Here is a 25,783-nt window from a genome sequence, read left to right on the forward strand (position 1 = left end):
TGATCAACGAGGTCACGGCAGCGGGCGTCACTCTTTCGGGGTAACGCGTGGACCAGCGGATTCAACGTGTGCACAACCCGGCTTCAACATCACCCGGTCGGGCTCAGGGCTCGCAGCTTCCGTTCGAGCTCGGCCGCCTCCCGCTGCCGATCGTGCGTGCGGTGCACCTCCAGCGCCCGGCTCCAGTGCTCGCGCGCGGCGTCGACGTCGCCCATGACGTGGAGCAGATCGCCGATGCGGATGTGCGCCGTCGCCTCGAAGTTGACGTCGCGCTGGTCCCCCGCCGAGGCGAGGGCGTGCCGGTAGCAGTCGAGCGCCTCGTCGTGCTGGCCGAGACGTTCGCGCGCGTAGCCGAGCGTGTCCCAGATCCCGGCGGTTTCGAGGCCTTCGATCCGTCCGGCGAGCCGGATCGCCTCCGTGGCGGGCTCGATCGTCTCCGCGTAGTCGCCCAGCTTGGCGTGGCACCAGCCGATCCCGTTCAGTGCGTGGACCTGGCCGCCGGCGTTGCCGGCCACCCGGTAGAGCTCCAACGCCTGCCGGGCGTGAGCGAGTGCCTCGGCCTGGTGGCCCTGCGGCTCGAGCAGGCGCCCGAACGCCATGTGGGTGGCGGCCTGGCCGTTCGGGTCCTGCAGCCGCGCGTACAGGTCCCGCGCGCGTTCGAGGTGGGCGTGGGCTTCGTCGCCTGCGCCGAGCCGGGTGCACGCCCTGGCGAGACCGCGGAGCATGAGCGCCTCGACGTCGAGGGAGCCGAGGCGCCGCGCCGCGGGGATCGCCGTTCTGCAGGCCTCGGCGTAGTCGTGCCAGTGAGCGTCCCGGTCGAGGAACGAGCTGACCGCCCACTCCAGCTGCCACGCGTGCACGTCGAACCCGGTGTCCGCCGCGTGCCGGATGGCGGCCAGGTACACCGGGCGTTCGGTGCCGTACCACGCCATCGCCCGGGACAGGTCTGGGAAGTCCTCGGGTGTGACACCGGGCGCGAACGGGTCCGGGCTGATCGGCTTCCTGGCCGGGCTCAGCAGCCGGTTCGCGGCGAGGCTCGTGTGCAGGTAGTGGTCGAGGGCGCGGCGGTTCGCCCGGTGCCGCTCGTCCTCGGTGTCGTCGAAGCGGCTCCGCTCGGCGGCGTACGCGCGCAGCAGGTCGTGGAGCAGGAACCGACCGGGGAGGTGCTCGGTGAGCAGGTTGGCGCGGGTCAGCTCGGCCACCAGCGGCCGCGCGTCACGGACGGTCATGCCCGCGAGGCTCGCCGCGGCCGGCAGCGAGATGTCGGGCCCCGGGTGCAGGCCGAGCAGCCGGAACAGCCTCGCTGCGCCGGTGCCCAGAGCGCGGTAGGACCAGGAGAACACCGTCCGCAGGTCGGCCTGCGGGTCGCCGGCGTCGAACGGGTCCAGCCCGGTGGCGACGTCCACGAGCTCCGCCGCCACGGCGGCGATCTCGAAGGAGGGCCGGGCGCTCGCCCGGGCGGCCACGATGCCGAGGGCGAGGGGGAGCCCGGAGCAGGCGCGCACGAGGTCCGCGGCGGCGTCGGGTTCACGATCCAGCCGGGCGTGCCCGAGCCGGCGGGCGAGGAGGTCGCGGGCCTCGACGTCGGGGAGCACGTCCAGCGTGACGGGCCGGGCCGCGTGCGTCGTGACGAGGCCGGTGAGCTGCTGCCGGCTCGTGACGACGACGGTGCAGGTCGGGCTGCCGGGCAGCAGCGGGACGACCTGACCGGTGTCGCGGGCGTTGTCGAGCAGGACCAGCATGCGCCTGCCCGCCACGAGGCTGCGGTACAGGGCGGCCTGGGCGTCGAGGCCGACGGGGACCGGCGTGCCCACCCCGAAGGCGTCCAGGAACCCCCGGACCACCGCGTCGGGAGCGAGCGGTTCGGCGCTGTCGTCGAAGCCGCGGAGGTTCGCGTACAGCTGCCCGTCCGGGAAGCGGTCGACGTTCCGGTGCGCCCAGTGCAGCGCCAGCCACGTCTTGCCGACGCCGCCACACCCGCCGACCGCGGAGATCGCCACCGGCCGGCCGGGGTCGGCGAGCGGGTCCAGCGCGGCGTCGAGCACCGCGAGCTCGGCGCCGCGTCCGACGAACCCGGCGGGCGGCGCGGGCAGCTGGCGGGGGACCGGGACGCGGGACGCGGGCTCCTTGTTCGGTGCGTCCAGCGCCGGGGCGGCGGCGAGCATCTGCTGGTGCAGCAGCTGGAGGCCGGGACTCGGGTCGGCGCCCAGCTCGTCGGCGAGGCGCAACCGGATCCACTCGTAGCGCTCCAGCGCCTCGGCCTGCCGCCCGCTGCGGTAGAGGGCGAGGAGGAGCTGGCGGGCCAGCCGCTCGTCGAGCGGGTGCTCCTCGGCACGGGAGGTGAGCTCGGCGAGCAGGGTGGCGTGCTGCCCGCGCCCCAGCTGCGCGTCGTAGAAGTCGAGCTCGGCGGCGAGCCGTTCGGCGTGCAGCGCCTCCCGCGCGCGGGCCGCCCACGGGGTGTCCAGCCCGGCGATGGGCGCCCCCTGCCACAAACCCAGTGCGTCCCGGAGCAGGTCCGCGGCCGTGTCGTCGTCTGCGTCGTGCGCTTCCGCGGCGAGCCGGCGGAACCGGTGGAGATCGACCACGTCGTCGTCGACGTCCGCGACGTACCCGCCGGATCGGTGGCCGATCTCGCACCCGGTCGATCTCAGCCGGGACAGGTAGGTGCGCAACGTCGGGACGGCCCGCGCGGGCGGGTTCTCGCCCCAGACCCGCTCGGCGAGCGCGGCCGCGGTGACGACCCGGTTCGCGTCGACCAGCAGGGCGGCCAGCACGTGTCTCTGCCGGGCGGGCCCGAGGTCGACGGGGCGGCCGTCGTGGCGGGCCGCGACCGGACCCAGCACCCTGAACTGCACTTGACGAGCCTACGCAGGCCGGACCGGGTCCAACGCCCTCCGGCCCGACGCTGAGATGCGCTACCGGGCGGTGAGGGTGGTGATCACCGCGTGGATGTATGCGGGCAGCGCGTCCCCGCGAGGCGCCGCGTCCGGGGTGGCGTGCGCGAGCTGCGCGTGGCCGAGGTAGGCCGTGTAGGCGAGCAGGCTCCGCTGCCGGGCCTCGTCGGGTGGGAAGCCGAGTGCTGCGAACAGCTCGGCGAGGTAGTCGAGGCGCCGGGCGGTGACCCGCGCCAGCACGGGCGCGACCAGCGGGTGGTCCGCGCCTGCTTGCAGGACGAGCTCGACCCGCCCTCCCGGTCGCTCGATGCCCGCGCCGAGCGCGACGGCGAGCAGCTTGCGCAGCCTGCGGTGCAGGTCCGGCTCGGACTCGACCAGGGTGATGACGTCGTCGGTGTCGGTGCGCTCCCACTCGAGGAGCGCCGCCTCGAGCAGGGCGTCGCGGCCGGTGAAGTGCCAGTAGAAGCTGCCCTTGGTGGCGCCGAGGGATGCCGCGATCGGCTCGACCGCGACCGCCGCGATCCCGCCGCGGGTGAGCGCAGCGAGCGCGGCCGCCGTCCAGTCGTGCGCCGACAGCCGCTTCCGATCCGCCACTTCCGTACGGTACCGTACGGAAGTTCCATACGGTGGCGTACGGAGGAGGTCCTGTGGTTCGCAACATCCACGAGCGGGTCGTTGCCGCTCCCCTCGAGCGGGTCGGCCCACTGCTCGACCGGCTCGGCGGTCCGGACGACGTGCTGTGGCCGACTCCCGCGTGGCGGCCGATGGTGCTCGACGGACCCGTGGCCGTGGGGTCGTCCGGCGGTCACGGCCCGATCCGCTACCGCGTCACCGGGTACGTGCCGGGCCGCGAGGTCGAGTTCACGTTCACGCCGGGGATGGGGATCGACGGCACGCACACGTTCACGGCGGAGCCGGCCGGGCCGGACCGCACGCTGCTGCGCCACGTGATCGACGGCAGGGTCACCGGTCCGGCGCGCCTGACCTGGCCGCTCGGCATCCGCTGGGCGCACGACGCGGTGCTCGAGGAGATCCTCGACAACGCCGAGCGGGCGCTCGGGGCGGAGCCGGCCAGCCCGGCCCGCCGGTCGGTGTGGGTGCGGCTGATCCGCGGGTTCGGCACGCCGCGGGCCCGCCCCGTCCCGCCGCTCCGCACCGCGTTGATCGTGGGCGCGCTGCCGCGGGTCGACTGGACCGACGCGTACGCCGTCACCGCGCTCCCCGGTGTCGCGTCCGATCCGCAGGTCTGGGCGGACGCGGTCTTCCGCGACCCGCCCCGCTGGGTCCTCGCCGCGCTCGGGCTGCGCGAGCTGCTGGTCGGCCTCGTCGGGGTGGACCGCGGCGGCCGTGCCGCCTTCGACACCCTCGCCCGCACCGAGGACGAGGTGCTGCTCGGCACCGATGCGAACCACCTCGACTTCCGCGTCTCGGTGCGCCGCGAGCCGGACCGGGTCGTGGTCACCACCGTCGTGCAGCTGCACAACCGGCGCGGGCGGGCGTACTCGGCGCTCGTGCGGCGGGTGCATCCCGTCGTCGTGCGCGCGATGCTGAACCGTGCGGCGCGCAGGCTCTCGGGTTCGGCCCGGCGGAATCCGCTGGACGCGGCCGCGCGGATGCCGTGATCTCTAGTGATGGCGAACGGAGGCGGGGCCCGGCTGGGCATCGACGAGATCCCCGAGCGCGTGCGCGGCGCGATCGAGGAGATCCTGGGCGCGCCCGTCGTGGCGGCGCACTCGCAGCCGGGTGGGTTCTCGCCCGGCCTCGGCGCCCGGCTCGTGCTCGCCGACGGGCGACGGGCCTTCGCCAAGGCCGCCGGCGTCGAGCGCAACCCCGACGCCCCGAGGTTCCACCGGCGGGAGGTGGAGGTGCTCGCCGCCCTGCCGCCCGACCTGCCCGTGCCCGCCCTCCTGGGCAGCTACGACGACGGCGACTGGGTGGCGCTCGTCGTCGAGGACGTGGACGGGGAGACGCCGGCCGAGCCGTGGCGCCCGCCCGAGCTCGCCAGGGTGGTGGACGCCATGGCCCGGCTCGCCGACCGGCTCACCCCGAGCCCGATCGCGCGTCCGCCGATCGCCACGCTGGACGAGCACGGGTTCCGGGGTTGGCGAACCCTGGCCGCGGACCCGGCTGTCGCCGCCCCGCTCGGTCCCGCCGTGACCGCCCGGCTCGACGAGCTCGCCGCGATCGAGGAAGGCTGGACCGCTGCCGCCGAGGGCGAGTCGCTGGTGCACGGTGATCTCCGCGCCGACAACATCCTGCTGACCCCGCACGAGGTGGTCTTCGTCGACTGGCCGCACGCCAGGATCGGCGCCCCGTGGCTCGACCTGCTGCTCCTGCTGCCCAGCGCGGCGGCCACCGGCAGCGATCCCGAGCAGGTCTGGGCCGCCTACCCGCCGGCGCGGGCCGCCGACCCGGACGCGGTCACGGCGGTTCTCGTCGCGCTGACGGGATTCTTCCTGCACCAGTCCGTGCTGCCGCCGCCCAAGAACCTGGAGCGGGTGCGCGAGTTCCAGCGGGTTCAGGGCGAGGCCGCCCTGCGCTGGGTGGACGTCCGGCTCCGCTGATCAGGGCAGTCCCGCGAGATCGGCCATCGTCTGCATCTGGTGGTCGAAGTGGCCCGCCGGGTCCGCGAACATCTCCGCCAGCCTGCCGAACACCTCGAAGCTCACCAGGCCGAAGAGCTGGCTCCACGCGGCGAGCCCGGCGAGCACGGCCCGATCGCCGGGGCGGACGTCCGGGGGTGGGCCCGGCGCCGCTGCGACGATCCGGTCGAGGTCCGCGTGCAGGGCCGGGCCGACCGGCTCGCCCGGCGAGCCCTGGGCCTCGGCGGCCACCCGGACCAGTGCCACGACCACCCGGGACGCGGGCGGCGCGGTGTCGGCCGGCGCGGCGTAGCCGGGCACCGGCGTGCCGTAGAGCAGCGCGTACTCGGCCGGGTGCGCCAGCGCCCAGTGCCGCACCGCCCGGCACAACGCCATCCACCGGGCGCGCAGGTCGGGCGGGTCCACGGCGGCCTCCGCCGCCTCCGCGGCCGCCCCCAGCTCGTCGTACGCGTCGGTGATCAGGGCGGTGAGCAGGGCGTCGCGGCCGTCGAAGTAGCGGTAGAGCGCGGACGGCACCATCTCGAGATCGCGCGCCACCGCGCGGAGGGTCAGGCCGGGGCCGTCGGTCGCCAGGCGGCGGCGGGCGGCCGCCTTGATCTCCTCCACGAGCTCGGCGCGCACTCGCGCGCGCAGGGACGGGGCGGGCACGGGGGTGAGACTTCCACAGGGCCGTGCTAGTCTCTCGTTGAGAACAGTGTTCTCTAAACGGAACAATATTCCGGAGGTGGGGCCGTGGCACTGCACGTGGTGGTCGGAGCGGGTGCGGTGGGGCTGGCGACGGTGCGGCTGCTCGCCGCCCGCGGCGATCGGGTCCGCCTGGTCAGCCGGCGCGGCGCCGGGCCGGAGCACCCGTCCGTCGAGCGGGTGGCGGCGGACGCCACCGACTCCGCCGCACTCGCGCGTCACGCGTTCGGCGCGGTCGCGCTCTACAACTGCGCCGCCCCGCCGTACCACCGCTGGCCGCAGGAGTGGCCGCCGCTGGCGGGGGCGCTGCTCGACGCGGCCGAGGAATGCGGCGCCGTCCTCGTCTCGGCCGGCAACCTCTACCTCTACGGCCCCGTCGACGGCCCGCTCACCGAGGACCTGCCCGCGCGGCCGGCCGGGCACAAGGCGCGCGTGCGGGCCCGGATCTGGCAGGACGCGCTGGCGCGGCACGAGGCCGGCCGGATCCGCACGGCGGACGTGCGGGCCTCCGACCACCTCGGCGCCGGGAGCGGTTCCCTGCTCACGGCCGCGGTGCTGCCGCGGGTGCTCGCCGGCAGGCGGGCGAGCGTGCCCGCGGACCTCGATGCCCCGCACACCTGGACCGCCGTCGCCGATGTCGCCCGCACCCTCGTCGCCGTCGCGGACGACGAGGGGGCCTGGGGCCGGGCGTGGCACGTGCCGAGCGTGCCGCCGCTGTCAGTCCGCGAGATCGCCACCCGGGCGTGCGCACTCGCCGACGCCCCGCCGCCGCGGTTGTCGACCATGCCCGCGCCCGTCCTGTGGCTCGGCGGGCTGGGGAACCCGCTGGTCCGGGAGCTGCGGGAGACCCAGTACCAGTTCCGCGGGCCGTTCGTCATGGACTCGTCGGCCGCCACCGCGGCCCTGGGCGTCACCGCGACGCCGATCGGGGAGACCCTGGCCGAGACGGTGAGCGGTATGACGCTGGTGTCCCGAACCGAAAGTCCATCACATAACTCGACGGCCCAGCTTCCCGCTGGCCGCACCGGCGAACCGTCCGAGTACGCCCGGTACGAGGCCGGCCCGCCGGCGCACCCGGCGGAAACCTGGATCCGCCGATTCATGCACCGGACTTCCGGTTCGGGACACTAGTCGGCTCGTAGCGGCGCCGGCTCGCCCAGCGCGGCGGCGATCGGCGGCGGGATCTCCCGCTTGCCGGAGCCATCGGTGGCGATCACCACGTAGACGGTGCGTCCTGCGCACGTGACCTCGTGGCCGTCGCGGCGCACCTCGAAGTCCAGGGCGAAGCTGGTGCGCCCCATGCGCGCGGTCGAGACGGCGACCTCCACCGCGTCCTGCCAGCGCAGCCCGGACCGCCAGTCGATCTCCGAGCGCACCAGCTGCACGTCGTAGCCCGCCTCGATCATCTTCTGGTACGGCAACCCGCGCGCGGTGAGGAACGCCGACATGGCCTCGTCGAAGTAGGCGAGGTACCAGGCGTTGAACACCACGCCCTGCGCGTCCACCTCCAGGTAGCGGACGGTGAGGGGGAAGGTGAAGACGTCACTCATGGACCACTCCCGTGCCGTGGAAGGACTTCACATACCGGGGACCGGCTTCACAAGGCCGGCCCTGTGTGAAGCCGGTCCTGGGTGTGTGAAGCCGCCTCTCAGAGGGCTCGGTCGATGAAGCGGGTGACGTCCGCCAGGATCGCGTCCTTGTTGGTCTCGTTGAAGACCTCGTGCCGGGCGCCCGGGTAGACCTTCTCCTCGAACACCATGCCGCGCAGGTCGTCGATGCCCACCCGGGTGCCCTCGATCGGGACGAGCTGGTCGTCGCCGCCGTGCACCCAGAACGTGGGTAGGGCGCCGAGCGGGCCGTGGGACCGGATCCGTTCGAGGCAGGCGGCGATCCCCTCGAGGGTGGCGCGCTGGAAGCGGCCGTGCCACACGAGCGGGTCGTCGGCGTACGCCTTGCCCACGTCGGCGTCGCGGGAGAGCGTGTCGGGGTCGATCGGGCTCTCCGGGATCTCGTCCAGTTCGAGGAGGTCGAGGGCGGGGTCCCAGCGGCCGAGCACCGGCCCGGAGAGCACGAGGGCGGCGAGCTCGTGGCCGTACTGCTGCGCGTAGCGCGCCGCGATCATCCCGCCCATCGAGTGCCCGACGAGCACGGTGGGCAGCTTCGGGTCGCGGACCCGGGTGGCGAGCTCGTGGAAGTCGCCCACGACCGGCTCGTAGTCCGGGATCAGCACCCGTTCGCCCGCGCTGCGGCCGTGGCCGACGTGGTCGACGCCGTGCACCACCGCGCCGTTGCGCACGAGCACGTCGGCGACGTGCTCGTACCGGCCGATGTGCTCGCCGTAGCCGTGGCACAGCAGCGCGATGTAGCGCGCGTTCCCCCGCGGCCAGGTGCGAGCGGTGAGCTCACCCGCGTGCCCTTCGAAGGTCCATTCCTGCGAATCGGCCACCCTCGTCCCTCCCTAGCGCCCCCCGCCGGGGGTCCGCCACACATCTCGACGGCCCAGCTTCCCGCCGGCCGCACCGGCGAGCCGCCCAAGTATGTCCAATACGAGCGGCGACTCGCCGGTGCACCCAGCGGAAACCTGGATCCGCCGATATCCGCAACGGACCCCCGGCGGGGGGCGCTACTCGCCCAACCGCTCGCGGATCGTCCGGTTGACGGCGCGCCCGAACGCCGTGACCAGTCCGAGCACGGTCACCGGCTTGAGCTGGGAGAGCGCCGCCGCGAGGCGGTGCCGCTCGTCGGCGCGGTGGCCGCGGTCGCGATAGGGCTGTAGGACCTCATCCTGGAACATCGTCATCAGTTCCTCGGCCAGGGCCGTGGTGTGTTTCTCGATCAACCCGTGTGCTCGACGCCACACGTCGGTCGGCAGGTCCGAGTCGATCACTGCGAGCGCGCTGCCGAGGGTGCCACCGCCGTGCAGCTGGAGGCGCCCGTCGGGCATCGGGGTGACGGCGCCGAGGTCGCGGAGGGAGTCGACGTCCTCGGGCGACAGGGTGCGGCCGGCGCGCTTCTCCAGCTCGGCGCGGTCGACCTCCTCGATCTCCTCGGGCACCCACGGGGTGAGCAGCGCGCGGTGCAGCGCCAGCTCCGCGTGGCCCACCTGCGGCGGGAGGCGTTCCACGTGGCTCTCGATCGCGGAGAGGGTGAAGCCGAGCGCGGACAGCTCGCTCACGAGCTCCAGCCGGGCGAGGTGGTCGGGGCCGTAGAGGCCGGTGCGGCCGCGCAGCTGCGGGGGCGGGAGCAGCCCGCGGGCGGCGTAGTACCGGATGTTGCGGACCGTGATTCCCGAGCGGTCGGCCAGCTGGTCGATCGTGAGGAGCTCGCCCCGGTCGGGTAGCGATGGTGCCGCCATGGGGCGCAGGCTACGGCACCGCTTGACCTATATGACAGTGCTGCTGTAACAAAGCAGGCAAGGTCCGCGCGCTCGTCGAGGAAGAGGTTCCCATGGCAGAGATGCCCGAGGCGTACGTCTACGACGCCATTCGCACGCCTCGTGGCCGGGGCAAGGCATCCGGTTCGCTCTACGAGACGAAGCCGGTGTCGCTCGTGGTCGGCCTCATCCACGAGCTGCGCGCCCGCTACCCGGAGCTCGACCCCGCGGCGATCGACGACGTCGTGCTCGGTGTCGTCTCCCCGATCGGCGACCAGGGCGGCGACATCGCCAAGACCGCCGCCATCCTCGCGGGCCTCGCGGACACCACGGCGGGCGTGCAGCACAACCGGTTCTGCGCCTCCGGGCTCGACGCGGTGAACAGCGCGGCCCACCAGGTGCGCGCCGGCATGGCCGACTTCGTGCTCGCCGGCGGCGTCGAGAGCATGTCCCGGGTGCCGATGGGCTCCGACGGGGGCGCCTGGGCGATGGACCCCGAGACCTCCTACGAGACCGGCTTCGTGCCGCAGGGCATCGGCGCCGACCTCATCGCCACCCTGGAGGGCTGGAGCCGCGACGACGTCGACGCCTACGCGCTGGAGTCGCAGACCCGGGCCGCGAAGGCGTGGGCCAACGGCTACTTCGCGCGCTCGGTCGTCCCGGTGAAGGACCGCAACGGGATGAGCGTGCTGGACCGCGACGAGCACGTCCGCGCCGGCACCACCCTGGAGGCGCTCGGCGGGCTGCAGCCCTCCTTCGCGATGGTCGGCGACCAGGGCGGCTTCGACGCCGTGGCCCTGCAGCGCTACCACTGGGTCGAGAAGATCGGCCACGTCCACACCGCCGGCAACTCGTCCGGCATCGTCGACGGCGCCGCGCTCGTGCTCGTCGGCACGGAGGCCGCGGGCAAGGCCGCCGGGCTCACCCCGCGGGCCCGGATCGTCGCCACCGCCCTGTCCGGTGCCGACCCGACGATCATGCTGACCGGCCCGGCACCGGCCACCCGCAAGGCCCTCGCCCGGGCCGGGATGACCGCCGACCAGATCGACCTGTTCGAGATGAACGAGGCCTTCGCCGCGGTCGTCATGCGCTTCATGAAGGACATGGGCGTGCCGCACGAGAAGGTCAACGTCAACGGCGGTGCCATCGCCATGGGCCACCCGCTGGGCGCCACCGGCGCCATGATCCTCGGCACCCTGATCGACGAGCTGGAGCGCCGCGACCAGCGCTTCGGCGTCGCCACCTTGTGCGTCGGCGGCGGCATGGGCATCGCCACCGTCGTCGAGCGCCTTTGACGGAGTTCCAGACATGCTTTGCGAAGCGGTGCGAGTAGCGGAACCTCAGACGCCTTCTCGCTCCGGGATCGCCTCCTCATGAATGCCAATTCACCGCGTCGGCGCTGTCCTCGCGAGAAGGCGCCTGAGAACCCGCAGCGGTGCCGGCTGCGTACTCGCACGAGCGGCTGCGCCGCCAACGGAACACGAAGGGACGTCCGACAATGACCGACCAGAAGGCCGTCCGCTGGGAGAAGGGCGAGGACGGGATCGTCGTCGTCACCCTCGACGACCCGGGCCGCAGCGCCAACACCATGAACGACCGCTACGTCGAGGCGATGGGCGAGTGCGTCGACGCGCTCGCGGCCGACAAGGACGGTCTGACCGGCGTGATCATCACCTCGGCGAAGAAGACCTTCTTCGCGGGCGGTGACCTCGACACCCTGAGCAAGGCGACCCCCGCGGACGCGCCCGCGGTCATGGAGAAGTCCATGACCGTGAAGAGGCAGCTGCGGAAGCTGGAGACGCTGGGCAAGCCGGTCGTCGCGGCCATGAACGGCACCGCGCTCGGTGGCGGTCTCGAGATCGGGCTGGCCTGCCACCACCGGATCGGGCTCGACGCCAAGGGCGTGGTCTACGGGTGTCCGGAGGTGACGCTCGGCCTGCTGCCCGGCGGCGGTGGGGTCGTGCGCACCGTGCGGATGCTCGGCATCGCGAACGCCGTGCTGAACGTGCTGGTGCAGGGCCAGCGGCACAAGCCGGGCAAGGCCCTCGAGGTCGGCATCGTCGACGAGCTGGCGGCGACGCCGGAGGAGATGCTCGACAAGGCGCGGGCGTGGATCGCCGCCCATCCCGAGTCGAAGCAGCCGTGGGACGAGCCCGGCTACAAGATCCCCGGCGGCACGCCGTCCTCGCCGAAACTCGCCTCGATCCTGCCGGCCTTCCCCGCCAACCTGCGCAAGCAGCTCAAGGGCGCGCCGATGCCCGCGCCGCGCAACATCCTCGCGGCCGCCGTCGAGAGCACCCAGGTCGACGTCGACACCGCGTTCCGCATCGAGGCCCGCTACTTCACCGAGCTGGCCACCGGGCAGACGTCGACGAACATGACCAAGGCGTTCTTCTTCGACCTGCAGGCCATCAACGGCGGGAAGTCCCGGCCGGACGGCCACGAGAAGTGGCAGCCCACCAGGGTCGCGGTGCTCGGCGCCGGGATGATGGGCGCGGGCATCGCCTACGTGTGCGCGCTCGCCGGCTGGGAGGTCGTGCTCAAGGACGTCTCGCTGGAGGCGGCCGAGAAGGGCAAGGGCTACTCGGAGGGCCTCGTCGCGAAGGGCGTCAAGCGCGGGAAGACGACCCCGGAGAAGGGCGAGGCGCTCCTCGAGCGGATCACCCCCACCGCCGACTACAACGACCTCGCGGGCTGCGACGTCCTCATCGAGGCGGTGTTCGAGTCGGTGCAGCTCAAGCAGGAGGTCTTCCGCGAGGCGATGAAGGTCGTCGAGCCGGACGCGCTGCTCTGCTCCAACACCTCCACCCTCCCGATCACCGAGCTCGCCGCCGGGCTCGACCGCCAGGGCGACTTCATCGGCCTGCACTTCTTCTCACCGGTCGACAAGATGCCGCTGGTCGAGATCATCCGCGGCGACCGCACGTCCGACGCCACCGTCGCCAAGGCGTTCGACCTCACACTGGGGATCAGGAAGACCCCGATCGTCGTCAACGACAGCCGCGGGTTCTTCACCAGCCGGGTCATCGGCACGTTCCTCAACGAGGGTGTCGCCATGCTCGCCGAGGGCATCGACCCGCAGACGATCGAGCAGGCGTCGGCGCAGGCCGGCTACCCGGCGCCGGTCCTGCAGCTCATGGACGAGCTCACGCTCACGCTGCCGCAGAAGATCCGCAACGAGTCGCGGTCCGCGGTCGAGGCGGCCGGGGGCACCTGGCAGCCGCACCCGGCGGAGGCGGTGATCGACCGGCTCGTCGAGGCAGGCCGTCCGGGCAAGTCGGGCGGCGCGGGCTTCTACGAGTACGCCGACGGAAAGCGCACCGGGCTCTGGCCCGGCCTGCGCGCGGAGCTGGGCGCCACCAACCACGACGTCGACCTGCACGAGCTCTCCGAGCGCATGCTGTTCGTCGAGGCGATCGAGACGCAGAAATGCCTCGACGAGGGCGTGCTCACCACCGACGCCGACGCCAACATCGGCTCGATCTTCGGCATCGGCTTCCCGCCGTGGACCGGCGGCGTGGTGCAGTACGTCGAGGGCTACCAGGGTGGCGTCGCCGGCTTCGTGGCGAGGGCCGACGAGCTGGCGGGCCGCCACGGCCGGCGCTTCGAGGTGCCCGCGAGCCTCCGCACCCGGGCGGTGTCGACGACGGCGGCCTAGCCACGCTGCAATCAGGGAGCCTTGTGCATGGCGTCGCGGACGACGGCAGCGAGGTCGCCCGTCCGGCCCAGCACGTTCCGTTGCCGTCGCGCGCCGGTGCCTCGCTGCAGCACGCCGTCGAGCAGCTCGCGCACGAGGGGGAGGTCGCCGGTCTCCTCGAGCGCGGGTCCGACGTGCGCGACGAGCGCGTCCAGCACCTTCGCGGCGGGCGCCGGTCGCCACCCGTCCGGGTCCAGCAGCTCCCCCTCGAGGCCGGAGCGGCTCGCGCGCCACGCCGCGAGCCGCAGCACCTCGGGGCGCACCGCGTCGGGGGCGGCGCCCCGGGCGGAGGCGTCCGCGGCGGTCTGCACCAGCGCGCGGACCAGGGCGGCGACGAGCACGGCGTCGTCGGGTTCCGAGCAGACGTCGGCCACCCGCACCTCGACGGTCGGGTGCTGCCGTGACAGCCGCGCGTCGAGGTAGATCATGCCCTCGTCGAGCAGGGTGTCGGTTCCCAGAGCGCTGTCGACGAACGCCCGGTACGACCCGGCGGACCCGAACGGCGCGTACGCGCCGACCGACGGCCAGCGCTGCCAGACCTGCGTGCGGTAGCTGCGATACCCCGAGTCCGCCCCGTTCCAGAACGGGGAGTTCGCCGACAGCGCGATCAGTGGAGCGAGCCACGGCCGGATCCGGTCCAGCACGGCGACGCCCTCGTCCGGTGAGTCGACCGACACGTGCACGTGGCACCCGCAGGTCAGCCCCTCGTCGACGGTGAGCCCGAACCGGCGGGCCATCTCCGCGTACCGCCACGACGGGGTGATCGTCGGTTCCACGACGAGCGGTGACGTCGCGATCGGGACGAGCGCCGCGCCGACATCCGCGGCGGCCTTCGCCGCGGTGGACCGCGCTGCCCGGATCTGGGCCGCCAGCTCGTCGAGGGTGTGGCAGGGCTTCGTCGCGGTTTCCACCTGTTCCTGCTGCAGCTCGCCGGTGAGCTCATCGTCCGCGCTGGTCGCGAGCACCGCTTGCCCGACCGCCTGTGGCCGCCCGGTTTGCGGGTCGACCAGCAGGAACTCCTCTTCGACGCCGAGCGTCCGTACCGTCATGCGACCTAGTACCCCGCATCGGGCCGGCTGTCCCACTGTTCGGCCCCGGACGTGTTGGGCACTCTGGGTTCGTGACCGATTGGGTGTTCTCGATCGTCGACCGGCTCGGGGCGGCGGGGGTGGGGATCCTCATCCTGCTCGAGAACCTCATCCCTCCGATCCCGTCCGAGGTGATCCTTCCGCTCGCCGGCTTCCGGGCGCGTACGGGCGCCCTGAACGTCCTGGCCGTCTGGCCCGCGGCCACGGCGGGTTCCGTGCTCGGCGCGCTCCTTCTCTACGGGCTCGGGGCGTGGCTGGGTTACGACCGGCTGCATCGCCTCGCCGGCCGCCGGTGGTTCGTGTTGGTGAGCCAGAAGGACCTCGAGCGCGGAGACGCGATCTTCGACCGGCACGGGGGCAAGGTCGTGCTGCTCGCGCGGTGCGTCCCGTTCCTGCGCAGCGTGGTCTCGATCCCGGCGGGGATCTCGGGTATGCCGCTGCTGCGCTTCGCGGTGCTCACCACGATCGGCAGCGGGATCTGGAACGCGATGTTCATCGGGCTCGGCTGGGCGCTCGGGGCGAACTGGGAGCGGGTGGAGGGGTTCCTCGGGCCCGTCACCTACGTGGTCCTCGCGCTCCTCGCGGTGGGGCTGGTCGTGCTGGTCGTGCGGCGGCTGCGGTCGGCGGAGCGTGCGGCACGATGACGGCGTGGGGGTGCGGGCACGGCTCTCGGCCTGCTCGTCGCCCGACCGCTGGTCATGCGGATCGGCTGGTCGTTCTGCATCGGTGTCGCGGTCGTCATGGCGACGGCGGTGCAGCCGTGGCTGCCGCCCGCGGGCTCGGCGGTCGAGGCGCTCGTGTCGGGCCGGCTGCCGATCGCCCAGGCGGCGCCGGGTATCGGGCTGGCCGTTGCCGCGGCCGCCGTCTCGTGGGCCGTGGAACTCCGCGCGGCCCGAGGACGGCGTCAGTACTCGTACGGGTCCGGTGGCGCCGGGACGGCCGTCGTGCTCGTCACCGTGAGCGTCGGGACGTGGCCCGCCGCGGCCGTCGCGCTGCCCGTCTGCAGGACGCCCTGGACGTGCAGCCAGGTGTCGGCGGGGTGGTCGCCCACGTCCCCGGCCAGCTGGACCCGGTTCGGGCGGGCGTCCGCCGCGCAGCAGGCGATCGTCAGCCGGGCGAGGTCGGTGGCCGCGCCGCGGCGCACCACGAACCCGGTGAGCACGACCTCGCGCCCGTCGAGGGAGCCGCTGCTGTCCCAGACCGCACGCTGCACGAACTCGGCGACGGTGAGCTCGGCCGGATCGCCGGGCGGCAGCGGGCCGAACACGTCGGAGTCCTGTACCGCGGCATTGCCCGCAGCCGCGCGGCCGACGGCGTCCGCGCCCAGCGCGGGCGGGGCCACCAGCGCGATCACCAGGACCGGGGCGAGCAGCAGCCAGGGGGCGTGGCCGTGCTCGGGTGAGTGGGCGGCCCCGGCGCGGTCGCGCACCAGACCCACGACCGCGAGCACCACGACCACCGCCCCGGCGGCGAGCAGCAGCCAGCGGTGCGACGGGCGGACGTAGCGCAGGTAGGTGTCGTCGGCCGCGATCCGCAGCAGCGCGCCGCCGAGCAGCACGAGCAGGACGTGCTGCGTGTCGCGCCTCACAGCAGCACCGCCCCGGCGCCGACCGCGCAGACCACTGCCACGACGAACGTCAGTGGCGCGAACCGGGCGGCGAACGCCCGGCCGAACGTGCCGGCCTGCAGCGCGACCAGCTTGACGTCGACCGCGGGGCCCACGACGAGGAACACCAGCCGGGGCAGGAGCGGCAGGGTCGAGAGGGACGCGGCGACGAACGCGTCGGCCTCGCTGCACAGCGCGAGCACGACGGCCAGGGCGGCCATGACCAGCACGGCGAGCACCAGCTGCCCGGCGAGAGCCTCGGTCCAGGCCGGCGGCACGAGCACCGACAGCGTCGCCGCGGCGGCCGCGCCGACCACGAGGAACCCGCCCGCGGAGACGAGGTCGTGCCGCGCGGTCTCGGCGAGCACCGCCCAGCGCCCGCCGTCCGAGCTCGGCGGCGCCGCCCGGCGGACGATCCACTCGGCGCTGCCGAAGCGCTGCCACAGCCAGCCGGTCACGCAGGCGGTGGCGAGCGAGCCGATGGCCCGGGCCAGCACCATCCGCGGCTCGCCCGGGAACGCGACGGCGGTGGACACCAGCACGACCGGGTTGATCGCCGGAGCGGCGAGCAGGAACGTCAGCGCGGCGGCGTCCGGCACGCCCTGACCGATCAGCCGCCTCGCCACCGGCACCGACGCGCACTCGCAACCCGGCAGCACGAGCCCGGCGGCGCCCGCCACCGGAACGGCCGCGCCGGGCCGCGCGGGAAGGACCCGGCGCAACACCGCGGGCGAGACGAACGCCGCGATCGCGCCGGACAGCAGCACCCCGAGCACGAGGAACGGCAGCGCCTGCACGCAGACGGCGACGAACACCGTGGCCGCCGTCTGCAGGACGGGCACGGACAGGGCGTCGACGAGCAGCGGCCGTCCCAGGATCGCGACCAGCAGCACCGCGCAGAACACGTGCATCGACGTGAGGCGGGAGCCGACGGCAGCGGTCACGGGAGGGGATGCTGCCAGCGCGATCGGTTCCGCGTGGCCGGTTCGGCCGAAGATCGCGACTATCGGGTGCTCATCGCGCCGCTCGGAGCAATGTGCAACCGATACCTCGGATCACACTCGGTCCAGGAGGCGTTGCAGGGCCGCGTCGAAGACCTCCGGGCGTTCGAGGTTGGGCATGTGCGCGGCGCCGTCCACGACCACGAGCTCCGCACCCGGCACGCCGTCGGCGATCACCCGGGCGTCCGCGACCGGGGTGAACGCGTCCTCGCCGCCGACGACCACGACCGTCGGCACCGCGACGGCGGCCAGGTCGGCCCGCCGGTCGGGGCGGTCGGCGCGGGCGCGCTGGGCCGCCGCGGCACCGCCCGGATCGGCGGAACGCATCATCGTGAGCACGTGTTCCGCCACGGCGGGCGGCGCGTCCGGCGCGACCATCAGGTAGAGCATCTCGACGGCGTACGGGTCCATGCCCTCGCGCAGCAGGCGCTGGGCCTGCGCGATGCGCGCCTCGCGCGACTCGGCGGTCTCGCCGGCCGCCGTCGTGTCGGCGAGCAGCAGGCCGGCCACCCGGCCGGGGTGGCGGGCCCAGAGCTCGAGCGCGATCTGGCCGCCCATCGACAGCCCCACGACGACGGCGCGGGGCACGCGCAGGCCGTCCAGCAGCGCGGCGAGGTCGTCGACGAACGCCGACCACTCGGGCACCGCACCCCCGCTGGCCCCGTACCCGCGCAGGTCGGGGACGATCACGCGCCGGCCGGCGCCGAACCGCCGCAGCTGCGGCTCCCACATCGAGCGGTCGAAGGGGTGGCCGTGCACCAGCAGGAGGGGGATGCCACGGTCCGGCCCGACGTCGTCGTAGGCGAGAACGGTCCGTTCCAGTGCGATCGTGCGCATCCCCCGACTCCTCTCCGGATTGACCGTTCCGAGTCTGCTCGGTACAAACGCGTGAAGCAATGAAGTTGCTGCCCGACAATGAACTCGGAGCAATCGTGGACGACTACCGGGCGCTGGCCGACGCCGTCGCCGCCGACATCCGCACGGGGAGGCTTCGCGCGGGCGACCGGCTCCCCACCCAGCGGCGGTTCGCGCGCGACCGCGGAATCGCGGTGTCCACGGCGTCGCGCACCTACGCGGAGCTGTCCCGCCGCGGGCTGGTCGCAGGCGAGGTGGGCCGGGGCACGTTCGTCCGGGCCGCGCCCCCGCCGCCGTCCCCCGCACTCGCCGAGCACCTCCCGGGCAACGTCGACCTCGAGATGAACTTCCCGATCCTCGACGGGCAGGAGGCCCTGCTCGCACCCGCCTTGACCGGCTTGCTGCGGCCCGACGGGCTGCGGGCGGCCCTGTCGCCGGGCAGCGCCGCCGGCACGGGGGCGGCCCGGCGGGCGGCCGCGGCGATGCTGGCGAGCGCCGGCTGGATGCCGCAGCCGGATCAGGTGCTCTTCGCCGGCAACGGGCGGCAGGCGATCGCCGCGTCGATCGGCGCGCTCGTGCCCGTCGGCGGCCGGCTCGGCGTCGAGGCGCTCACCTACCCGGTGGCGCGCACGGTCGCGGCGCGGCTAGGCGTGGAGGTCGTGCCGCTCGCGGTCGACGGCGACGGGCTGCGGCCGGATGCCGTGCGGGCGGCGGGGCGGCTCGACGCCGTGTTCGTGCAGCCGACGATGCACAACCCGCTCGGCGTCACCATGCCCGTACCGCGCCGGGAGGAGCTGGCGGCGGTGCTCGCCGACCACGACGTCCCCGCGATCGAGGACCGCATCTACTCCTTCCTGTGCGACGACCCGCCACCCCTCGCGGCGTTCGCGCCGGAGCACACGGTCGTCGTGGACAGCCTGTCCAAGCGCGTCTCGCCCGGCTGCACGCTCGGGTTCGTCGTGCCGCCGATGGGGCGTCACCAGCGGGTGCGGGCGGCGATCCGCGCGGGCGGCTGGCTGGCGCAGATGTTCGCGGTGGAGGCGGCCACGCGGTGGATGGCCGACGGCGTCGTGGCCGAGATCCAGCGGGCGAAACGGGAGGACGCGGCGCGGCGGCAGGCCATGGTGGGCGAGCGGCTGGCCGGGTTCACGGTGCGGGCGGATCCGGCCGCCTACCACTGCTGGTGGGAGCTCCCGGCACCGTGGCGGGCGGAGACGTTCGTCGCGGCGGCCGCGCGCCGCGGGATCGCCGTCACGCCCGCCGCCTCGTACGCGGCGGGCGCCGGGCACGCGCCGAGCGCGGTGCGGCTGGCGCTGGCCACGCCCCCGCTCGACGTGCTCGCCACCGCCCTCGACGTGCTGGCCGGGCTGGGCCGGGGCGCTCCCGGCGACGACGGCACGGAGTAGAACTGCGCCCGTGTTGATCGTGCGGGGTGCCGAGCTGGTGTGGACGGGGAGCGCCGAGCTGCCGGGGGGCGAGGTCGCCTGCGGGCCGGGCGGGCGGGTCGCCGCCGGCCCGTTCGAGGGTGAGGTGCTCGACGCCTCCGGGTGCGTGGTCACTCCCGGCCTGGTGAACGCCCATCACCACCTGCTGCAGACCGCGTTCCGGACCCTGCCGGGCACCCGCGGCGTCCCGATGCGCGACTGGCTCCCGCGGATGGCCGCCGCCTACGCCGCGGTCGGCGTCGACGCCGAGCTGGCGCACGCCGCCGCCGCGGCCGGCCTGGCCGAGGCGCTGCTGTGCGGCGTGACGACGGTGGCCGACCACCACCTCACCTGGCCGGCCGGCGACGGGGTGGGGATCGCGCGCGCGGTCGCCGCGGCCGCGGGCGAGCTGGGCGCGCGCCTGGTGTTCGTCCGCGGCAGCGCCCGCGACGATCCGCAGGACGCGGCGGCGTCCGCGGACGCCATCGCGGCGGCGCTCGGCGGCGACCCGACCGGGACGGTGCAGGTCGCGGTCGGACCGGCGGGCGTCCACAGCGACGGGCCGGAGACGTTCGCGCTGCTCGGCGAGGTCGCGCGCCGGCACGGGCTGCGGCGCCGGACGCAGGCGAACGAGCAGGTGGACGTCGAGGTCGCGGGGGAGCGCTACGGCCGCCGCCCCCTCGATCTGCTGGACGAGTGGGGCTGGCTCGCCCCGGACGTCACCGTGGCGCACCTGTGCGGTGTCACGGCGGAGGAGATCGCCCGCGTCGCGGGGGCGGGCGCGAGCGCCACCCACGCCCCCGGCTGCGACGTGCCGATGGGCTGGGGCGTCGCGCCGGCGGCCGCGCTGGCCGACGCGGGCGTGCCGGTCGGGCTGGGTACCAGCGGCGGCGGCAGCAACGACGCCGGTCACCTCCTCGCCGATGCCCGCCTCGCGATGCAGGTCGCCCCGCTGGCCGGCCGCCCCGTCAGCGCCCGCGAGGTGCTCACGTGGGCGACCGCGGGCTCCGCCACCGGCCTGGGCCGCCCGGAGCTGGGCCGCCTCGACCCGGGCTGCGCCGCCGACCTCGCCTGCTGGGACGTCACCGGCGTCGCCGACGCGGGTGTCGCCGACCCGCTCGCCGGGCTCCTCTGGGCCGCCCCGGGCCGCCGGCCCCGGCACGTGGTGGTGGGTGGCCGGGTCGTCGTCCGCGACGGGGAGCTGGTGGGGCGGCCGGAGCGGGAGGTGGCGGACGGCCTTCGGGCCCTCCTCGCCGTAAGGGCCTCGTCGGCTGGTGACGCTTGATCGACCGATTCGGGACATGAGCTGCATCCGTGCAGCTCATGTCCCGGATGGGCCGATCACGGTCCACGAGTTCTCCGAAATCGCCACGGGCGGGACCCGGTGTGTCCGAGGATGCCCGGCGTGTCCTTCGAGCGGCTCGTCGCCCGCCAGGCCGGCGTGGTCACCCTCGCCCAGGCCGTCGCCGCCGGCATGTCGGCCGCCACCGTGCAACGCCGCGTCCGCGAAGGCCGCTGGACCCGGCTGCACCCCGGTGTCTACCTCGTGGGCGGCCACCGGCTCACCTCCGAAGCCCGCATCCGCGCCGCTTGGCTCTGGGCCGCCCCAGACGCCATCGTCACCGGGCCGGCGGCCGCCTGCTGGCACCACATGCTCGACCAGGCCCCCGCGATCATCGACCTCACCGTGCCCGCCTGCACCAAACCACGACCCCGACCCGGAATCCGGCTGCGCCGCCGCGACCTCTACGGCTCCGACGTCACCGAACCCACCGAGGCCCGCGCCCGCGGGATCCGGGTAGCCGCCCCACCGTTCGCCGCCCTCGAGACCGCCGTTGACCTGCCCGACGGCTCCACCTTCCTCGACCGGGCACTGCAGAAACACGTCCGGTTCCCGGCCGTCTACCGCAGCTTCTGCCGCAATATGGGTCGCACCGGCTCCTCCACGGCCGGGCGCCTGCTCGTCGCGGCCGCCGACCGCGCCGACTCCGCCGCCGAGCGGCTGCTCGTGCGCCTGCTCCGCGAGGCCGGCATCGACGGCTGGGTGCTCGGCCACCGGCTCGGCCCGTACCTGATCGACCTCGCCTTCCCCGCGCAGCGCGTGGCCATCGAGGTGGACAGCTGGGCGTGGCACGTCGACCCGGACCGCTTCCGCAACGACCGCCGCAAGGGCAACTACATCACCCGCCGCGGCTGGGACCTGCTCCGCTTCACGTGGCACGGGCTCCACGAGCAGCCTGCGGAGTCGGTCAGCGAGATCCGCCAGACCCTCACGGTAGCCGCCTGATCGGCAGAAACGGGACATGAGCTGCAGCGGTGCAGCTCATGTCCCGATCCGGACGATCACGGGTCAGGGCAGCACCGGGAAGTGCCGCCACCCCTCCCCGTCCCGGACGAACCGGGTCTTGGCCGAGGGCGAGGTCTCGCTGCCCCCTTGCCAGAAGTCGATGCGGTCGGGTTCGAGCCGGATCGTCGTCCAGCTCGGTGGCGCGTCGCGGGTCGCGGGGTCGGCGGCGGCCGCGTCGAACGCCTCCTCGACGGCGCCGGGTGGCACGGCGTAGTCGGGTGGCTGCAGCTGCGGGAGGAGGGCCTCGTAGGCCCAGGCGAGGACCTGCAGCTCGCGGGCCTGGGTGCGGTAGGCCTCGCGGGAGGTCGTGGTGTCGAGCACCTCGGCGCGACCCTGCAGCACCACCTGCCGCGCGGCCGCGGGCCAGTGGAAGACGGCGGAGGCGTGCGGGTTGGCGGCGATGTCGCGGGTCTTCGTGGTCGGGGTGGAGGAGTGGAAGCGCACCCCGTCCGGGTCGATCCGCGTGACGAGCACGGTGCGGGCGTGCGGGACGCCGCCGGCATCGGCCGTCGCGAAGGTCATCGTGTGGTGCTCACCCGCGGCCGCCCACCGGGTGAGCACGGCGAGCGGGTCGCCGGAGAGCTCCTCAGGCATCGGGTGCCCCCGAGTGCACCAGCAGCACGATGCACACCTGCGGCCCGACCTGGCGGAACCGGTGATCCACCCGCCCAGGGTAGGTGATCGAGTCGCGGGCGTGGAGGGTGCTGAACCGGCTGGTGCCGTCCTCGCGCAGCTCCACCTCGACGGTCCCGCGGGCCACGTAGAGCAGCTCCGTGCGAACGTGGCGGAAGAACTCGCCGAACTCCTGCGGTGAGCCGACGAACTCGGTGACGTCGGCGCCGTCCGGGTCGTGCATCAGCAGCCGGGCGCCCCCGGTGTCGACGTCGACGAGCGCCGCGTCGTCGCCGCGCACGGCCTCGCCCGGCGGTGGGCCCGCGGCGCGGCCGAGAAGGGCCTGCTGGGTGGTGCCGAGCGCGGTGGCGATCCGGAACAGTGAGCGCATGGACGGACGGGTGCGCCCGAGCTCCAGCTGCGACAGGAACGGCTGGGAGAGCCCGGCCCGCGCCGCCACCTGTGCGAGGGTCATGCCGCGGCCGTGGCGTGCGGCGCGGATGGCGCGGCCCAGCCGGGCGTCCGCGGCTCGCTCGGGGCCGCTCGCGGTCCGCACGGTTTCACACGGCCGCGCGGGCGCGGCAACGTCGCTGAAACATGGGCTCCCTAGCGTCCACCGATGTTGACTCCATCAATATTGTGCAGGTAGATAGCGGGTCAAGGAGGAAGCTATCGACGAGGAACTGGTCCACCCGATCGGAGCGCCGGACGATCCGGCGCGGTTCTCGGGCGTGCGGCTGCGCTCCGTGCGCGGGGTCCGGTTGCTGGACGGCACGGTCGCCGACCTGCAGGTCGTGGACGGCCGCATCAGCTCGAACCCGGCGCCGGAGGGCGTCCCGGGCGTGGCCGTGGACGCCACGGGCTGGCGGGTCCTGCCGTCCGCGGTGGAGCCGCACGCGCACCTGGACAAGGCGCTCACCGCGCCCCGCGTGGATCCCGCCGCCGGCAACGACCTGCTCGCCGCGATCGCGCAGTGGAAGGACCTCGCCGCCGAGATCGACACCGCCGACATCGCCGAGCGGGCCCTGGCCGCCGTGCGCCGCTACGTCGCCAACGGGATCACCGCGATCCGCACGCACGTGGACGTCCTGGGCACCGGCGACCCGATGCGTGGCATCGACGCCCTGGTGGCCGTGCGCGAACAGCTGCGCGGCCGGGTCACGTTGCAGGTCTGCATGCTCGCCGGGCACGCCACGCCGGACGCGGTGCTCGCCGAGGCGGCGGCCCGCGGTGTCGACGTCATCGGTGGCTGCCCGCACATCGCGCCCGACCCGCACCGCGAGACCGCGCGCATGCTCGACCTGGCCGAGCGGTTCGACCTGCCGGTCGACCTGCACGCCGACGAGCAGACCGGCCTCCCGCCGTCCGATGCCGGGCTCGACATCGTCGACCTCGCCGAGCAGGTGCTCGCCCGCGGGTTGGGGCAGCGGGTCACGGCGAGCCACTGCGTGCGCCTCGGCATGCTGCCGCCGGAGCGGCTGGCGCGGGTGCTCGACCTCGCAGCCCGGGCCGGCCTGGGCATCGTCACGCTGCCGATCACGAACCTGTACCTGCAGGGCCGCGACGCCACGCACGCCGCGCCGCGCGGGATCGCCGCGCTGCGGCAGATCCTCGACGCGTCCGTCCCGCTCGCCGCGGGCGCGGACAACCTGCGCGACCCGTTCAACCCGGCCGGGCGAGCCGACCCGTTCGAGACCACCTCGTTGCTGATGACGGCCGCCCACCTGCGCCCGCTGGAGGCGCTCGCCGCGGTCACCGCCGGTGCGCGCACCGTGCTCGGGCTGCCCCAGGCCGGCACCACCCCCGGCGCCGATGCCGATCTCGTTCTCGTCCCCGATGTGGCTCTGGGCGACGTCCTGGCGGGGGCCGTGGACGCGCGGGTCGTGGTGTCCGGGGGGCGGGTCGTCGCCGATACGCGGACCGCGCGCACCCTCGACCTGCCGGCCCGGGCCGAGCCCGAGCTTGCCCCGCACCCGGTCCCCGATGTGAGGTAGCGATCGTGACCACCGATACCGCCGAGCGCACCCGCACGCTTGACCTACGGGGGGTGACCAAGCGGTTCCCGACCGGCACCGTCGCGCTCACCGACGTGGGCCTCTCCCTGGACGCGGGCGAGTTCGTCACCGTTGTCGGGCCGTCCGGCTGCGGCAAGTCCACCCTGCTGCGGCTCGCGTCCGGCCTGGAGAGCGCCACCAGCGGCACGATCGAGGTGTCCGCGCGCTCCACCAGCTACGTGTTCCAGGACGCCACGCTCCTCGAGTGGCGCAGTGCCCTGCGCAACGTCGAGCTGGTGGGGGAGCTGCGCGGTGCGTCCCGCGAGGAGCGGCGGTCGCGGGCCCGTGCCGCGTTCGACCTCGTGGGCCTCACCGGGTTCGAGGCCCAGCACCCGCGGCAGCTCTCGGGCGGCATGCGGATGCGCGTGTCGCTGGCCCGGGCGCTGGTCGCGGAACCCGACCTCGCCCTCTTCGACGAGCCGTTCGGCGCGCTCGACGAGATCACCCGGCTGCAGATGCAGACCGAGCTGCAGCGGATCTTCCGGCAGGAGCGTTTCGCGGGCCTGTTCATCACGCACTCGGTGTCGGAGGCGGTCTACCTGTCCACGCGCGTGCTCGTGATGAGCGGCCGGCCGGGCCGGATCGTGGCGGAGATCCCGATCCCGTGGGAGTACCCGCGCCCGCCCGAGCTCCGGTACTCCGCCGAGTTCGGCGAGATCACCGGGCGCGTCTCGACCGCGTTGGGGGAGCACTCATGACCACTGTGGAGACCCGGGTCGAGGCGCCGGCCGCCGAGGCGGCACCACCGCGCTCCGCCGCGCGGTCGGCCGTGCGGAGCTCCGTTCCGATCATCGGTGCGCTGGTGGCCTTCGTGGCGCTCTGGTACGCGGTCACCTACCTGGTGCTGCCGGCGAAGCAGCGGTTCCTGCTGCCGCCCCCGCACGAGGTGTACGGCGGTGCCTTCTCCAACCCGCAGCTGATGGGCCCGATGATGGAGGCGCTGGCCCGCAGCTTCGCCGTGGCGCTCATCGGGCTCGCGGCCGCGGTGGTGCTCGGCATCTCCTACGCCGTGGTGATGTCGCAGTGGGCGTGGGCGGAGAAGGTCCTCTACCCGTACGCGGTGATCCTCCAGACGATCCCGATCCTGGCGCTGGTGCCCCTGATCGGGATCTGGCTCGGGTACTCCTTCCTCGCCCGGGTGGCGGTCTGCGTGATCATCGCGCTGTTCCCGATGGTGGCCAACACGCTGTTCGGGTTGCAGTCGGCGAGCGCCGCGGCGCACGACCTGTTCACGCTGAACAAGGCCACGCGGTGGCAGCGGCTGACGAAGCTGCAGTTCCCGGCCGCCGTGCCGTCGATCTTCACCGGGCTGCGCAACGCCGCGGGCCTCTCGGTGATCGGGGCGATCGTCGGTGACTACTTCTTCCAGCAGGGCTCGCCCGGGATCGGCGGCCTGCTGCGCGTCTACACCCAGCGCCTGCAGATGGAGGCGCTGCTCACGTCCGTCACGCTCACCGCGCTCTTCGGCGTCGTGATCTTCACCATCTTCGCCGTGCTCGACCGGGCCGTGGTCGGCCGCTGGTACGGCCGAGTCGCCCGCTGATC

At 74.2% G+C, this 25,783-nt stretch carries 24 protein-coding genes; 12 read left to right on the forward strand and 12 right to left on the reverse strand.

The window, feature by feature from the left end; genetic code table 11:
- Positions 1 to 89: 89 nt before the first annotated feature.
- Together ACU436_RS21805 and ACU436_RS21810 are read right to left on the reverse strand one after the other, a co-directional pair.
- Positions 90 to 2,855, reverse strand: coding sequence for an AfsR/SARP family transcriptional regulator (locus ACU436_RS21805; RefSeq protein ID WP_459028038.1), 2,766 nt, complete (start codon positions 2,853 to 2,855; stop codon positions 90 to 92).
- Positions 2,856 to 2,915: 60 nt separating this feature from the next.
- Positions 2,916 to 3,488, reverse strand: a complete 573-nt coding sequence (locus ACU436_RS21810; RefSeq protein WP_459028040.1) for a TetR family transcriptional regulator — start codon at positions 3,486 to 3,488, stop codon at positions 2,916 to 2,918.
- Between the two features lie 53 nt (positions 3,489 to 3,541).
- Here ACU436_RS21810 and ACU436_RS21815 point away from each other — a divergent pair, with 53 nt between their 5' ends.
- Positions 3,542 to 4,516: a DUF2867 domain-containing protein gene (locus tag ACU436_RS21815; RefSeq protein WP_459028042.1), complete on the forward strand. Its 975-nt coding sequence runs from the start codon at positions 3,542 to 3,544 to the stop codon at positions 4,514 to 4,516.
- 9 nt (positions 4,517 to 4,525) lie between these two features.
- Positions 4,526 to 5,458, forward strand: coding sequence for an aminoglycoside phosphotransferase family protein (locus tag ACU436_RS21820; protein WP_459028044.1), 933 nt, complete (start codon positions 4,526 to 4,528; stop codon positions 5,456 to 5,458).
- On the opposite strand, the gene ACU436_RS21825 is transcribed toward ACU436_RS21820, so the two are convergent.
- On the reverse strand, positions 5,459 to 6,145 hold the full coding sequence (locus ACU436_RS21825; protein WP_459028046.1) for a TetR/AcrR family transcriptional regulator: 687 nt from the start codon (positions 6,143 to 6,145) through the stop codon (positions 5,459 to 5,461).
- 84 nt (positions 6,146 to 6,229) lie between these two features.
- On the opposite strand from ACU436_RS21825, the gene ACU436_RS21830 reads away from it, so the two are divergent.
- Positions 6,230 to 7,312: an NAD-dependent epimerase/dehydratase family protein gene (locus tag ACU436_RS21830; protein WP_459028048.1), complete on the forward strand. Its 1,083-nt coding sequence runs from the start codon at positions 6,230 to 6,232 to the stop codon at positions 7,310 to 7,312.
- On the opposite strand, the gene ACU436_RS21835 is transcribed toward ACU436_RS21830, so the two are convergent.
- The 3 genes from ACU436_RS21835 to ACU436_RS21845 all read right to left on the reverse strand — a co-directional run bounded on the left by ACU436_RS21835 (position 7,309) and on the right by ACU436_RS21845 (position 9,536).
- The gene (locus tag ACU436_RS21835; protein ID WP_459028050.1) at positions 7,309 to 7,731 is read right to left on the reverse strand and encodes an acyl-CoA thioesterase; all 423 of its coding nucleotides are present in this window, start codon (positions 7,729 to 7,731) and stop codon (positions 7,309 to 7,311) included. The two genes, ACU436_RS21830 and ACU436_RS21835, sit on opposite strands and share 4 nt — an antisense overlap.
- 98 nt (positions 7,732 to 7,829) lie before the next feature.
- Positions 7,830 to 8,627: an alpha/beta hydrolase gene (locus ACU436_RS21840; protein WP_459028052.1), complete on the reverse strand. Its 798-nt coding sequence runs from the start codon at positions 8,625 to 8,627 to the stop codon at positions 7,830 to 7,832.
- Between the two features lie 177 nt (positions 8,628 to 8,804).
- Positions 8,805 to 9,536: a MerR family transcriptional regulator gene (locus ACU436_RS21845; RefSeq protein ID WP_459028054.1), complete on the reverse strand. Its 732-nt coding sequence runs from the start codon at positions 9,534 to 9,536 to the stop codon at positions 8,805 to 8,807.
- A 101-nt stretch (positions 9,537 to 9,637) separates the two neighbouring features.
- Between ACU436_RS21845 and ACU436_RS21850 the strand changes: the two genes are divergently transcribed.
- Together ACU436_RS21850 and ACU436_RS21855 are read left to right on the forward strand one after the other, a co-directional pair.
- Positions 9,638 to 10,849 (forward strand): acetyl-CoA C-acetyltransferase, encoded by a 1,212-nt coding sequence (locus tag ACU436_RS21850; RefSeq protein ID WP_459028185.1) that lies wholly within the window; start codon positions 9,638 to 9,640, stop codon positions 10,847 to 10,849.
- A 203-nt stretch (positions 10,850 to 11,052) separates the two neighbouring features.
- The gene (locus ACU436_RS21855; protein WP_459028056.1) at positions 11,053 to 13,212 is read left to right on the forward strand and encodes a 3-hydroxyacyl-CoA dehydrogenase NAD-binding domain-containing protein; all 2,160 of its coding nucleotides are present in this window, start codon (positions 11,053 to 11,055) and stop codon (positions 13,210 to 13,212) included.
- An 11-nt stretch (positions 13,213 to 13,223) separates the two neighbouring features.
- Here ACU436_RS21855 and ACU436_RS21860 read toward each other — a convergent pair whose 3' ends face one another.
- Positions 13,224 to 14,300 carry a carboxylate-amine ligase gene (locus tag ACU436_RS21860; protein WP_459028058.1) on the reverse strand — a complete coding sequence of 359 codons (1,077 nt, stop codon included), beginning with the start codon at positions 14,298 to 14,300 and terminating at the stop codon, positions 13,224 to 13,226.
- A gap of 71 nt (positions 14,301 to 14,371) precedes the next feature.
- On the opposite strand from ACU436_RS21860, the gene ACU436_RS21865 reads away from it, so the two are divergent.
- Entirely contained in the window at positions 14,372 to 14,983 is a 612-nt protein-coding gene (locus ACU436_RS21865) for a DedA family protein (RefSeq protein ID WP_459028060.1), read from the forward strand.
- Positions 14,984 to 15,243: 260 nt separating this feature from the next.
- On the opposite strand, the gene ACU436_RS21870 is transcribed toward ACU436_RS21865, so the two are convergent.
- The 3 genes from ACU436_RS21870 to ACU436_RS21880 form a co-directional block, all read right to left on the reverse strand.
- A complete protein-coding gene (locus tag ACU436_RS21870; protein ID WP_459028062.1) occupies positions 15,244 to 15,927 on the reverse strand; it encodes a TIGR03943 family putative permease subunit in 684 nt (227 codons plus the stop codon).
- On the reverse strand, positions 15,924 to 16,856 hold the full coding sequence (locus tag ACU436_RS21875) for a permease (RefSeq protein WP_459028187.1): 933 nt from the start codon (positions 16,854 to 16,856) through the stop codon (positions 15,924 to 15,926). The genes ACU436_RS21870 and ACU436_RS21875 overlap by 4 nt, the downstream gene beginning before the upstream one ends.
- Before the next feature lie 144 nt (positions 16,857 to 17,000).
- Positions 17,001 to 17,783 carry an alpha/beta fold hydrolase gene (locus ACU436_RS21880; RefSeq protein WP_459028064.1) on the reverse strand — a complete coding sequence of 261 codons (783 nt, stop codon included), beginning with the start codon at positions 17,781 to 17,783 and terminating at the stop codon, positions 17,001 to 17,003.
- Positions 17,784 to 17,878: 95 nt separating this feature from the next.
- Between ACU436_RS21880 and ACU436_RS21885 the strand changes: the two genes are divergently transcribed.
- The 3 genes from ACU436_RS21885 (at position 17,879) to ACU436_RS21895 (ending at position 21,512) form a co-directional block, all read left to right on the forward strand.
- Complete coding sequence (locus tag ACU436_RS21885; RefSeq protein ID WP_459028066.1) at positions 17,879 to 19,207, forward strand: aminotransferase-like domain-containing protein; 1,329 nt, start codon at positions 17,879 to 17,881, stop codon at positions 19,205 to 19,207.
- A gap of 10 nt (positions 19,208 to 19,217) precedes the next feature.
- A complete protein-coding gene (locus tag ACU436_RS21890; protein ID WP_459028068.1) occupies positions 19,218 to 20,510 on the forward strand; it encodes an amidohydrolase family protein in 1,293 nt (430 codons plus the stop codon).
- 120 nt (positions 20,511 to 20,630) lie between these two features.
- A complete protein-coding gene (locus ACU436_RS21895; RefSeq protein ID WP_459028070.1) occupies positions 20,631 to 21,512 on the forward strand; it encodes a type IV toxin-antitoxin system AbiEi family antitoxin domain-containing protein in 882 nt (293 codons plus the stop codon).
- Between the two features lie 63 nt (positions 21,513 to 21,575).
- Here the strand turns inward: ACU436_RS21895 and ACU436_RS21900 are convergent, their stop codons facing one another.
- Positions 21,576 to 22,166 carry a pyridoxine/pyridoxamine 5'-phosphate oxidase gene (locus tag ACU436_RS21900; RefSeq protein WP_459028072.1) on the reverse strand — a complete coding sequence of 197 codons (591 nt, stop codon included), beginning with the start codon at positions 22,164 to 22,166 and terminating at the stop codon, positions 21,576 to 21,578.
- Positions 22,159 to 22,740 (reverse strand): helix-turn-helix domain-containing protein, encoded by a 582-nt coding sequence (locus tag ACU436_RS21905; RefSeq protein ID WP_459028074.1) that lies wholly within the window; start codon positions 22,738 to 22,740, stop codon positions 22,159 to 22,161. Before ACU436_RS21905 ends, ACU436_RS21900 begins: the two co-directional genes overlap by 8 nt.
- Before the next feature lie 175 nt (positions 22,741 to 22,915).
- Here ACU436_RS21905 and ACU436_RS21910 point away from each other — a divergent pair, with 175 nt between their 5' ends.
- The 3 genes from ACU436_RS21910 to ACU436_RS21920 are packed head-to-tail and all read left to right on the forward strand — an operon-like array spanning position 22,916 to position 25,781.
- Positions 22,916 to 24,178, forward strand: coding sequence for an amidohydrolase family protein (locus tag ACU436_RS21910; RefSeq protein ID WP_459028076.1), 1,263 nt, complete (start codon positions 22,916 to 22,918; stop codon positions 24,176 to 24,178).
- A gap of 5 nt (positions 24,179 to 24,183) precedes the next feature.
- Positions 24,184 to 24,936, forward strand: a complete 753-nt coding sequence (locus tag ACU436_RS21915; RefSeq protein WP_459028078.1) for an ABC transporter ATP-binding protein — start codon at positions 24,184 to 24,186, stop codon at positions 24,934 to 24,936.
- Positions 24,933 to 25,781, forward strand: coding sequence for an ABC transporter permease (locus ACU436_RS21920; protein ID WP_459028080.1), 849 nt, complete (start codon positions 24,933 to 24,935; stop codon positions 25,779 to 25,781). The genes ACU436_RS21915 and ACU436_RS21920 overlap by 4 nt, the downstream gene beginning before the upstream one ends.
- Positions 25,782 to 25,783: the final 2 nt, after the last annotated feature.

Source organism: Pseudonocardia wallangbongensis, assembly GCF_054486945.1.